Annotated in this window: 7 protein-coding genes and 2 pseudogenes; 5 read left to right on the forward strand and 4 right to left on the reverse strand. The window is 67.8% G+C overall.

Features of this window, described 5'->3' with window-relative positions; translation table 11 throughout:
* Positions 1–167 precede the first annotated feature (167 nt).
* The gene (locus ACFYY6_RS18515) at positions 168–1,610 is read right to left on the reverse strand and encodes a CCA tRNA nucleotidyltransferase (RefSeq protein ID WP_351525397.1); all 1,443 of its coding nucleotides are present in this window, start codon (positions 1,608–1,610) and stop codon (positions 168–170) included.
* 192 nt (positions 1,611–1,802) lie between these two features.
* Between ACFYY6_RS18515 and ACFYY6_RS18520 the strand changes: the two genes are divergently transcribed.
* From ACFYY6_RS18520 to ACFYY6_RS18535, 4 genes and pseudogenes are all read left to right on the forward strand, one after another.
* Complete coding sequence (locus ACFYY6_RS18520) at positions 1,803–4,121, forward strand: DUF6049 family protein (RefSeq protein ID WP_388651131.1); 2,319 nt, start codon at positions 1,803–1,805, stop codon at positions 4,119–4,121.
* A gap of 49 nt (positions 4,122–4,170) precedes the next feature.
* Positions 4,171–6,330 (forward strand): murein biosynthesis integral membrane protein MurJ, encoded by a 2,160-nt coding sequence (gene murJ, locus ACFYY6_RS18525; protein WP_351635855.1) that lies wholly within the window; start codon positions 4,171–4,173, stop codon positions 6,328–6,330.
* 125 nt (positions 6,331–6,455) lie between these two features.
* Positions 6,456–8,177, forward strand: a complete 1,722-nt coding sequence (locus tag ACFYY6_RS18530) for a protein kinase family protein (protein ID WP_351635852.1) — start codon at positions 6,456–6,458, stop codon at positions 8,175–8,177.
* Between the two features lie 265 nt (positions 8,178–8,442).
* Positions 8,443–8,538, forward strand: a pseudogene (locus tag ACFYY6_RS18535) (IS630 family transposase); the annotation flags it as partial.
* 14 nt (positions 8,539–8,552) lie between these two features.
* On the opposite strand, the pseudogene ACFYY6_RS18540 reads toward ACFYY6_RS18535, so the two are convergent.
* From ACFYY6_RS18540 to ACFYY6_RS18550, 3 genes and pseudogenes are all read right to left on the reverse strand, one after another.
* Positions 8,553–9,226: pseudogene (locus ACFYY6_RS18540) on the reverse strand (transposase); the annotation flags it as partial.
* A gap of 125 nt (positions 9,227–9,351) precedes the next feature.
* Positions 9,352–9,708, reverse strand: a complete 357-nt coding sequence (locus tag ACFYY6_RS18545) for an SH3 domain-containing protein (RefSeq protein ID WP_351525396.1) — start codon at positions 9,706–9,708, stop codon at positions 9,352–9,354.
* 141 nt (positions 9,709–9,849) lie between these two features.
* Positions 9,850–11,007, reverse strand: coding sequence for an IS701 family transposase (locus ACFYY6_RS18550; RefSeq protein ID WP_389194165.1), 1,158 nt, complete (start codon positions 11,005–11,007; stop codon positions 9,850–9,852).
* A gap of 168 nt (positions 11,008–11,175) precedes the next feature.
* Here ACFYY6_RS18550 and ACFYY6_RS18555 point away from each other — a divergent pair.
* The coding region (locus ACFYY6_RS18555; RefSeq protein ID WP_389194140.1) for an IS5 family transposase at positions 11,176–11,594 on the forward strand (419 nt) is incomplete at its 3' end.

Consider the following 11,594-nt stretch of genomic DNA (forward strand, 5'->3'; position numbering starts at 1 on the left):
ACCCACACCCCCCCGCCCCCGCGGGGGCCCAACAAGCGGGGGTTTTTTTACCCCTCCAACCCCCCCCCCTGTGTGGGTGGTCGTCATGTTTCACGTGAAACATGACGACGACCGCACCTTTGTCTCCCGCTGCCCGAAACGCCCCTACCGGGCAGGAGCCTGGCCGTTCAGCCCTGGGCGGCCCACCACTCCTTGAGCTTGGCGACCGCTGCATCGTGTCCCAGTGGGCCGTGCTCCAGCCGCAGCTCCAGCAGGAAGGCGTAGGCCCTGCCGACCATCGGCCCGGGGGCGATGCCCAGAGTGGTCATGATCTCGTTGCCGTCCAGATCAGGCCGGATGGCGTCCAGCTCCTCCTGCTGCTGCAACTCCGCGATGCGCTCCTCGAGGCCGTCGTAGGTCCGGGACAGGGCAGCGGCCTTGCGCTTGTTCCGCGTGGTGCAGTCCGAACGGGTCAGCTTGTGCAGCCGCTCCAGCAGCGGCCCCGCATCGCGTACGTACCGGCGCACCGCGGAGTCGGTCCACTCGCCGTCGCCGTAGCCGTGGAAGCGCAGATGGAGTTCCACGAGCTTCGAGACGTCCTTGACCATCTCGTTGGAGTACTTGAGCGCGGTCATCCGTTTCCGGGTCATCTTGGCACCCACCACCTCGTGGTGGTGGAACGAGACGCGCCCGTCCTTCTCGAAGCGCCTCGTCCTCGGCTTACCGATGTCGTGCAGGAGGGCGGCAAGCCGCAGGACCAGGTCGGGGCCGTCCTGTTCCAGGTCGATCGCCTGCTCCAGGACGGTCAGCGAGTGCTCGTAGACGTCCTTGTGGCGGTGATGCTCGTCACTTTCCAAGCGCAGGGCGGGCAGCTCCGGCAGGACGTTCCGGGCCAGAGCCGTGTCGACGAGCAGCGCCAGCCCCTTGCGGGGGTTGGCGGACAGCAGCAGCTTGTTGAGCTCGTCCCTGACACGTTCGGCGGAGACGATGTCGATGCGTCCGGCCATCTCCGTCATCGCCGTGATCACATCGGGTGCCACGTCGAAATCCAGTTGTGCGGAGAAACGGGCAGCACGCAGCATCCGCAGCGGGTCGTCGGAGAAGGACTCCTCGGGCGTACCGGGTGTGCGTAGTACCCGCTGAGCCAAGTCCTCCAGCCCACCATGGGGGTCGATGAATTCCTTCTGCGGAAGCGCGACGGCCATCGCGTTGACCGTGAAGTCGCGACGGACGAGGTCGTCCTCGATGGAGTCGCCGTAGGACACCTCGGGCTTGCGCGAGGTCCTGTCGTACGCCTCCGACCGGTAGGTGGTGACCTCGATCTGGTAGCCGTCCTTCTGGGCGCCGACCGTGCCGAAGGCGATGCCGACCTCCCACACCGAGTCGGCCCACGGCCGCACGATCTTCAGTACGGCGTCGGGGCGGGCGTCGGTCGTGAAGTCGAGGTCGTTCCCGAGCCTGCCGAGAAGGGCGTCCCGGACCGAACCGCCGACCAGAGCGAGACGGAATCCGGCATCCTGGAAGCGGCGGGCGAGGTCGTCGGCGACCGGTGACACCCGCAGCAGTTCACTGACTGCGCGATGCTGCACCTGGGTCAGGGCGCTGGAGCTGTCTTCGTTGGCGTTCGACACATTCGACACAACAGAAAAGGGTACGTGCCCGGACCGGCCTGGTCGTCCGGGTTCCGGCCCGCCCTGCGAGACTCTTCCGATCTTGTAGCGCACACCGCAGCACTCGGCACCCGTGCACCTCGTTACCATGCGTGGACGCAGCAACCGAGAACCATCGACACCATCTGACTACGACGAGGGACGGGTAGGCGCGTGGCCGAGGCGGCAGACAATCAGGGGATCGGTCCCTCTCCTGCCCGCCGGTGGCTGCGGCGCACAGCCGCCTCCATCGCCGGGGCCCCTCTCCTCGTGGCTCTGCTGGCCGGACCGACCGCGACCGCCGCGCCTGCCGACGTGCCCGCCAAGGCTCCTTCCGTGTCCGAGACGGTGAAGGTGTCCTTGAACACCGTGGCTCCCAGCGCCCCGACGAAGGGGGACACGCTGACCGTCGCCGGCACGGTGACAAACAGGGGCAAGGCCACGATCACCGACGCGAGGGTCGATCTGCGGGTGGGCCAGAGGATCGTCGGCCGGACATCGATCGACGACGCGGCGAAGCGCTCCGGATACGTGCCGGGCAACGATCCCGCCCCGCTCGGCGGCAAGTACACAGTGAAGCTCCCGAAGCTCCCCTCCGGGATCAGCCAGGACTTCACGCTGTCGGTTCCGGTCGGCAAATTGGGTCTCGGCGACAACGGCGTGTATCCGATCGGTGTCTCACTGTCGGGGCAGACCTCTCGAGCCCAGTACGACCAGGTACTGGGGATCCAGCGCACCTTCCTGCCGTGGCAGGAGGAGGAACGCGATTCCCGGACGAAGCTCACCTACCTCTGGCCGCTCATCGCGTCCGCGCACGTCACCGCCGAGACCGGCACCGACGACGAACAGACCCCGGTGTTCGCCGACGACACGCTGGCCGGCGAGCTCGCCCCCGGCGGGCGCCTCGAACAGATGGTCTCGCTGGGCAGTCGGCTGCCGGTGACCTGGGTCATCGATCCGGATCTGCTGGCCAGCGTCGACGCGATGGCGCGGGGCTACCGGGTCAAGGCCGGCGACACCACCGTCGCCGGGAAGAACGAGGCTGTCGCCAAGCAATGGCTCGCCGCCCTGGAGGCCGCGGTGTCCGACGGCGAGGTCGTCGCGCTTCCGTTCGCCGACCCCGACCTGGCGGCCATCGCCCACCGCGGCAAGAACGTGTCTGGCACCCTCAGCCATCTGCAGACCGCCACGGACGTGGCGGCGTCGAGCGTGCAGACCATCCTCCACGTGAAACCGTCGACGGATTTCGCCTGGCCCGTCGACGGAGCGATCGACCCCGCGATCGTCGATGTCGCCACCTCGGCCGGCGCCCACAACGTGATCGCCCGCAGCGACAGCCTCAAGGAGACGGGCGGGCTGTTGTACACCCCGACCGCGGCCCGTCCGATCGGCGGCGGCACCACCGCGGTGGTCGCCGACGCCCGGCTCTCCACCGCGTTCGAGGGCGACATGTCCAAGACCGGCAGCTCCACCCTCGCTGTGCAGAAGTTCCTCGCCCAGACCCTCGCCCTGACCGACCAGGCCACGGACGCGGAGCGCAGCATCGTCGTCGCGCCGCAGCGGATGCCGACGGTCGCCCAGGCCCAGTCGATGGCCAGTGCCCTGCACGCCCTCGACGACGACCGCTGGACCCGGCCCCTCGGGCTCGTGGACGCGGCCGAGGAGAGGCCCGACGCGGACGCCACGAGCACCGTCCCCAGCTCCTCCCGCTACCCGAAGAAGCTCCGCAACCAGGAACTGCCCACCCAGGCGTTCCAGGACATCAAGTCCACTCAGGTCTCGCTCAACAAGTTCCAGGTCATCCTCACCCAGCCCGAGCGTGTGGTCACACCCTTCGGCAACGCGGTGAACCGGTCCGTGTCGACGTCGTGGCGCGGCAGGCCCCTGGAGGCCCAGCAGTACCGGGACTCCGTTCGCTCCTATCTCCAGGGCCTCGTCGGCGAGGTTCAGCTCATCCCGAAGTCGGACGTCACCCTGTCCGGCCGCAGCGCCACCATCCCCGTGACCGTGCAGAACCGGCTGGTGCAGGGCGTGGAGAACCTGGTTCTCCGCCTGAAGTCGGACAACGCGACCCGGCTCAAGCTGAACGACGACGGAGCCGTGGCGGAGCAGCCGATCCGGATCTCCGGCGGCCACAGCCAGTCGGTGAAGTTCGACGCCGCGGCCAACGTCAACGGCCAGGTGCAGATGACGGCCCAGCTCTACACCGAGGACGGCACACCGTACGGCGAGGAGATGGCCTTCACCGTGAAGGTCTCGGAGCTCACCCCGACCGTGCTGCTCGTGATCGCCGGCGGATTGCTGCTGCTCGTCCTCGCCGGCATCAGGATGTACACCCAGCGCAAGCGGGCCAACGCCGCCGACGCGGACGGGAACGGCGACGTACCGGACGGGAACGGCGACGGCGGACCGGAGCACCCGGGTGACCCTGCGCCGGACACCGGTCCGGACAGTCGGGAGGCATCGGGCTCGGGTGAGAAAGTGGAACGTTGAGCGATGTCTGTCGTGGCCGGTCGGCCGGGGACGATGAGGTGGGGTTTCGATGAACGCGCCGTACGACGGTGACCGCGGTCGGGGTACGGGCGGAGCCGGGTCCTCCGGCGGCCCCCCGGTGCCGCCCGGCCCGGGCGGGGTTCCGCCGGTGCCCGACCCGTACCTGCAGGCCGCGTACGACCACGACCCCTACCGGGCCCAGGATCTGTCCGCCCAGGACCCGGTGGACGAGGCGCTGTACGACCGTGCCGCGCACCCCCCGCCACCGCCCGGCGTCCATGCGCAGCCCCAGCCGCTCTACCAGCAGCCTCCTCCGGCACCGTACGCTCCCGATCCGCGCGTCTGGGCCCAGACGCCTCCGCCCGAGCCCGACGGCCCGTCGCGCCACCTGCCGTACGGAGACGCCTCGGCGGCGACCCAGTACGTCGGGGTGGACGATCTCGTCGGCCAGGCGTCCCAGGACCGGGAGCAGCCGGATGCCTTCGCGCATCTGTACCGCGACCAGGAGGGGCCGGCGGGCGCTTCCCCCGTCGCGGCCGAACCCGAGCCGGCCACGGCGCCCGCACCGCGCAAGTCCGGCGGCCGGGCCTCCGGGCTGCTGAAGTCGAGCGCCTTGATGGCCGCCGGGACGCTCGTGTCCCGGCTCACCGGTTTCGTCCGCACGCTCGTGATGACCGCCGCACTGGGCGCGGCCCTGCTCGGCGACAGCTACACCATCGCCTACACCCTGCCGACGATGATCTACATCCTCACCGTGGGCGGCGGTCTGAACTCGGTCTTCGTTCCGCAGCTCGTCCGCTCCATGAAGGATGACGAGGACGGCGGCGAGGCCTACGCCAACCGCCTGCTGACCCTGGTGATGGTCGCGCTCGGGGTGATCGTCGCGCTCGTGGTTCTCGCCGCTCCATGGTTGATCCACATGATGTCGCCGACGATCGCCCGGGACGCGGCGGCCAACAGCGTCGCCGTGACGTTCGCCCGGTACTGCCTGCCCACGATCTTCTTCATGGGCATCCACGTCGTGATGGGCCAGATCCTCAACGCCCGCGGCCGGTTCGGCGCGATGATGTGGACCCCGGTCCTCAACAACATCGTCATGATCTTCACGTTCGGCATGTTCATCTGGGTCTACGGCACCTCCGCCGAATCCCAGATGGGCGTCCAGACGATCCCGCCGGAGGGCGTCCGGCTCCTGGGCATCGGCACGCTGCTCGGCCTGGTTGTCCAGGCCCTGGCCATGGTCCCGTACCTGCGCGAAGCGGGTTTCCGCTTCCGTCCGCGCTTCGACTGGCGGGGACACGGCCTCGGCAAGACGGTCAGGCTGGCCAAGTGGACCGTCCTGTTCGTCCTGGCCAACCAGGCTGGCGTGATCGTCGTGACCCAGCTCGCGACCTCGGCGGGCAAGCTGTCCGGCAAGGACGGCACCGGCTTCCTCGCGTACTCCAACGCCCAGCTGATCTGGGGCATGCCGCAGGCGATCATCACCGTGTCGGTCATGGCCGCCCTGCTGCCCCGCATTTCCCGCGCCGCCCACGACGACGACCCGGGCGCCGTCCGTGACGACATCTCCCACGGGCTGCGGAACTCGGCGGTCGCCATCGTGCCGGTCGCGTTCCTGTTCCTCGCGCTCGGTCTGCCGATGTGCACCCTGCTGTACTCCTCCGCCGGCACCGAGGCCGCCCGTTCCATGGGCTTCATCCTCATGGCGTTCGGCCTCGGCCTGATCCCGTACTCCGTGCAGTACGTGGTGCTGCGCGGCTTCTACGCCTACGAGGACACCCGCACGCCCTTCTACAACACGGTGATCGTCGCCGCGGTCAACGCCGCGGCCTCGGCCCTGTGCTACGTGGTCCTGCCCGCCCAGTGGGCCGTGGTCGGCATGGCTGCCTCGTACGGGCTCGCCTACGCCGTCGGTGTGGGCGTCGCCTGGCGGCGGCTGCGCAACCGGCTGGGCGGCGATCTGGACGGCGCGCACGTCGTGCGTACCTACGCCCGTCTGTGCCTGGCCGCCGTGCCGGCGTCGGTGCTCGGCGGCGGGATCGGCTTCGCCGTTCTCATGGGCCTCGGCGAGGGCGCCCTCGGTTCGCTCGTCGCGCTGGTCCTGGGTGGGGCCGTGCTGCTGGGCGTCTTCGTCGCCGCGGGCAAGCGGATGCGGATCGAGGAGATCAACGGCCTGGTCGGCATGGTTCGTGGGCGGCTCGGGCGCTGAGAACCCTGGTGCACAACCATCGCGGCCTCTGGCGTGTCGTGCATAGCGCTGGAGTGTGGGCACAATTGGCGTGACTGTGCAGAGCTGGCTGGCATCGCGCAACGGATGGGGAGGCAGGAACGACGGTGGCGGAACGTAGCACGGCTGCCGTCGACGTGGCCGACAACAGCGGTGAGGAACTGCTGGCCGCCAAGGCGGACGAGGCCACGGCCGACGGGACGGCAGAAGCGCAGGACTCGACGGACGTGAAGTCGCAGGACACGGACGGCAAAATCAGCCGTTCCGAGTCCTCTCTGCCAACCCCCGATCTGCACAGCGGGCACAAACTCGCCAGACGCTACCGGCTCGAGGAGTGCGTCACCCGTCTGGACGGATTCAGCAGCTGGCGCGCTGTCGACGAGAAGCTGCGCCGCGCTGTGGGGGTTCATGTCCTTCCCGCCGACCATCCCCGCGCGCGCTCCGTGCTGGCGGCGGCCCGGTCCGCCGCGCTGCTCGGCGACCCGCGTTTCGTGCAGGTGCTCGACGCCGTGGAGGAGGACGACCTCGTCTACGTCGTCCACGAGTGGCTTCCGGACGCCACCGAGCTGACCTCCCTGCTGGCGGCCGGACCGATGGAAGCGCACGACGCGTACCAGCTCGTCAGCCAGGTCTCCCAGGCCATGACTGCGGCTCACCGTGAGGGTCTCGCCCATCTGAGGCTGACGCCGGGGGCGGTGCTGCGAAGCTCGACCGGCCAGTACCGGATCCGTGGCCTCGCGGTGAACGCGGCCCTGCGGGGCATCACCTCCGACGGACCTCAGCGGGCGGACACGGAGGCGATCGGAGCCCTGCTCTACGCCGCTTTGACCCAGCGCTGGCCGTACGAGACCGATGCCTACGGCCTGTCCGGGCTGCCCAAGGGCGTGGGCCTGATCGCCCCCGACCAGGTGCGGGCCGGGGTGCACCGCGGTCTCTCCGAGCTCGCCATGCGTGCCCTGGTCAATGACGGGGCCACGGCCTCCCGGCAGGAACAGCCGTGCACCACCCCGGACGAGCTGGCCAAGGCCGTGTCCGCGATGCCTCGCATCCGGCCGCCGGAGCCCGTCTTCACCGCACCCCCGGAGTACCAGCGCACCACCTACCAACAGGGCACGTACCGCCGCCCGCCCGGCGGCCCCGGAACCGCCGTCACCGCCCCCGTCCCCGTGCCCCCGCCCCCGTTGCAGAGCCGCACCGGCAAGGCCCTGAAATGGGCGGTCTCCGCCCTACTCATCGCCGCACTGGGGCTCGGCAGCTGGCAGCTCGCCGACGCACTGCTGCACCGCAACAGGGACTCAGGTAGACAGGAACAGACACCGACCACTAGCGAGGACGACAAGCCGAGGGCGGCCATGCCGGTCGAAATCAAAGGTGCGCAGGAGTACGCGCCGGACGGAACCCCGCAGGCACCCGGTGATGTCGGCAAGACGTACGACGGCAAAAGCTCCACCTACTGGCGCTCCAAGACATTTATGGATGGCCCGGTACTCGCACCCTACAAAAAGGGCTTCGGCATCATCTACGACCTCGGCTCGGATCAGAATATTTCCAGCGCTTCCATAACGCTGCTCTACGCCGGCGACCACACAGCGGTCTCACTGTACGCGGAGAACAGCATGTCGCCGAGCACAGCCGTGGAATCTCTGAAGCCCTTCGCGACCCAGAGAACGAATGATATGTCGGCGCATCTGAAAGCCGAGAAACCGACTAAAACGCGTTATGTATTGGTCTGGATCACGGCCGCACCAAAGGCGCCAGGAGACGCTTATACTGACTCTGGTTACAAGCAGGCAATTACTGACATCAGTTTTTCCGCCGTACAGCAGTAGCGGCAACCGAATAGCCCTCACGAAATAAGTAAAGGCTCCCCTATCCCCCTTTCGGAAACCCTTCTTTCATAAAAATTCTAAACCGGCTCACAAATCATCAAGAGCTGCCAGAACGCAGCCACACCAACCTGACCAATCACTACTAAGCGCAATACCGGTGACTTTGTTGGTGGTGTGTCGTTGGTTGTGGTGTGCCGAGGCCTGGACAGGTGAAGTCGTCGTGTGAGCGTTTGTCGGACCGGATTGCTCTGGGTGTGCTGACGCGGAGTGCATACGGCGCGGCCTACGGCACGTCCAGTACCGCAGCCACCTCATAAACGGCTGCCTCGCCGAGACCGGCTTGACCACCAGACCCGCCTGACAACCATGCGAGGTCACGGCCTGGAGCAGCCGCATGCCGTCGGCGCCGATCCGCCGACCGATCTCTTCCCGCTTGGCGCGGGCCTTGGAGAAGTAGGAGTCCTCAGCCCGGGTGGCGTAGTGCCGGAACCAGTCCGGCTCGGCCATCTGCTCCAGCCACTCGGGGATGCCTGAGCCAGTGCGTTCAACGCTGCGCGTAACATCTCCGAGACCATCTCCAGTCAGCGCAGGTCTCGCACCGCAGTCAGCACATGAGTGGAGTCCGTCCGCGCCTTCCCGCCACCGGCGAGCAGGCGCTTTTCTCTGGCCGCGGCCAGGATGCCGTCCATCGCTCACCACCCGGCCTCTGCCTCGGTGAGGCGGTCCCGGAACTCCGAGAGCACTGAGAAGTCGAAGCCAGGATCGGTGAGCTCGGGCCCGAGCGCGTATTTGAAGTCGATCCGAGCTCGCACCGCTTTCGTGGCCTGCCGGTCGGTCAGTCCCTCCACGAACTGCAGCACCAGGGCCAGAGCCAGTCGCCCCGGCGGGCCTGCCCCGGGACGGAAACAAGTCGGCGAACTGCTCGTCGGTGACAACATGCCCAACTCGTCCCGGATCCGGATCGCCAAGCTGCCTTTGGGGAAAGCCGCTTTCGCAACCCGTGCCGTCTCCTCTGGGATTTCCCCCAGTGCCACGGACCGCAGCGACATCGACACTCTCCCCCTACAGCAACGTTGGTCTCCAAGACCACAACTGGGTCTTGGAGACCAACGTCACGCAGACCCCGAATTAGCCAACAGCATCCCATCGGGCCGGGGCAGCCGCTATCAGTACATCAGACGCCGACGCCCACACACTCTTCGGCGACCCATCCATCTCGCCCGTTGATCTTCACAGTCATCCAGCCATTGCCCCCACCGCATGAGGTGTAGCTCTGGCCCCTGGTGACGCCGTCCTTGTCGGTACCGCAGGGCAGTTTGCCGCCGGCCGCAATCGTGCCGATGAGGGTGTACTTCGCTCCAGGCCCACTACGGACGTTGAGAGTGCTACCGGAGACGTTGTAGATGTAGCAGGAGGCAGCGGCCTTCACCGTGGTGGACTCGGTCGCGGCATTGGCCGGGGCCACAGCGATACCGAGCGCTCCCAGCACAGCCGCGCCCGTCACACTCATTAGTTTCATCGAATTACGCATGTGCCTTCTTCCCTTGAGCAACATCAATACCATGCAATAGACGAGATCATCTTAGTTCTTTTGCCGTCCGGAGTCAGGGAGTTCGCACCCTACGTTCACCACCCGGACCCGGCCAGCCCTCGGCGCGTCAGCGCGGGGCGGTCAGATGCCAGGAGCCGCCGTATTTCTGCCACGACGGTGAGCGGGACCAGCGCGCCGGAACCGTTTCTGCTGCCCCCTTTTCGCTGCCGCGGCGGCCATGGCGGCGAGGAAGGCATGGGCGAGCATGGCCAGGGTGATGTGCCGGTACCAGCCCGGATACCGGCGGACCTCGTACTGGTCCAGGCCGCACTCGTTCTTCGCGACCTGGAACGACTCCTCGATGGCCCACCTGGCCGCGGCGACCTTGACCAGGTCCTTCAGGCGGGTGGCGACGGGGCCGTAGCAGACATAGTGGGCGATGTCGGTGGGGTCTTTGACCGAGCGACGGGCCAGGACCCAGTGGCCGGAACCGTCCTCCCACACGGGGCGGATCGCCACCCGGGCCCAGTCGTAGACGCGCTCGCCGTGGGAACCGGGGCCCCCGGACAGGCGCTTCCAGGCATGCCGGGGCAAGGCGGCGACCAGCCCGTCCACCCGGACCTCACGCCAACCGCTCGTGATCACGGTGTCGTTGACCCTGGTGGCCAGTACATAGCCGACCCCTCGCTGTTCCAGCCACACACGCAGGTGCTTGACCTGCCCGTACGCCTCGTCCGCGGTCACCCACGCGAACGGCACCCCGGCATCGATCGCACGCTGCAGCATCCACCGGAAGTGCTCGTTCTTCGTCGCGAACGGCACCTCGTCCGGGATGCCGGCCGCCCGGCACCGCTCGCGGTCATCCGTCCAGGACTTCGGCAGGTACAGCTCCCGGTCGATCAGCGCCCGGCCCTTCGCCGACGCATACGCCAGGAACGTGCCGACCTGGGAGTTCTCCGTCCTGCCCGCCGTCCCGGTGTACTGCCGCTGGACACCCGCCGACCCCGTGCCCTTCTTCAGGAAGCCGGTGTCATCACCGATCAGGATCCCGTCCTTGGCACCAATGGTCTCCACGACGAAGTCCCGCACGTCGTCACGGACACCGTCCACGTCCCAGTCCGCCTCGCCCAACAGGCGCTGCATCCCGATCGGATGCCCCTCACCCGCACGCTCTGCCAGCGTCCACCCGTTTTTCCGCTCCAGCGGAGCGATCAACCCCGCCATATACGTCAGGGCACGCGCCCGAGGCTCGGACCTGGCAAAACGCCCAGCGAACCGTTCATGCAGCCCGGACAACATCCCCTGCCAGGCCTCGATCTGCCCCACCCCAAGATCTACAGACACGACAGAACACAACCACAGCCACCGACAGAGCTCACAACCGCCCTATCAGTAACTGTGATTGCAGTACTAGGACTTGTCCGGTCGATCATGTGACTGCCTTGCGCCTGGATCGTTGATGTGGGCATGGGGCGGGGTGATCTGAGTGATGCCGAGTGGGAACGGCTGCGGCCGTTCCTGCCTGTCAGCAACAGGCGCTGTGGCCGGTGGCGGGACCACCGGCAGGTGATCAACGGGATTCTGCACCGGGTTCGGACCGGCGTGCAGTGGCGTGACCTGCCCGAACGGTTCGGACCGTGGAAGACCGTCTACGAACGGCACCGGCTGTGGTCGGCTGACGGTACTTGGGAACGGCTGCTTCAGCAGGTCCAGGCCACGGCCGACGCCGCTGGTGAGATCGACTGGGACATCTCGGTCGACTCCACCATCGTCCGCGCACATCAGCACGCGGCCGGCGCCCGAAACGATCCGCCGCCCGTCCCCGGCTCAAAGGGGGCCGAACCGCCAGAACACCAGGACGAGACGCCGTGGCAGAGCCTCGTCGC

This window comes from Streptomyces sp. NPDC001750 (assembly GCF_042892615.1).
Taxonomy (GTDB): Bacteria; Actinomycetota; Actinomycetes; order Streptomycetales; family Streptomycetaceae; genus Streptomyces.

Bases quoted from the DNA above. Each gene is read 5' to 3' on its own strand.
- murJ (WP_351635855.1), top strand. From the start codon at position 4,171: ATGAACGCGCCGTACGACGGTGACCGCGGTCGGGGTACGGGCGGAGCC.
- ACFYY6_RS18550 (WP_389194165.1), bottom strand. From the start codon at position 11,007: ATGTTGTCCGGGCTGCATGAACGGTTCGCTGGGCGTTTTGCCAGGTCC.
- ACFYY6_RS18545 (WP_351525396.1), bottom strand. From the start codon at position 9,708: ATGCGTAATTCGATGAAACTAATGAGTGTGACGGGCGCGGCTGTGCTG.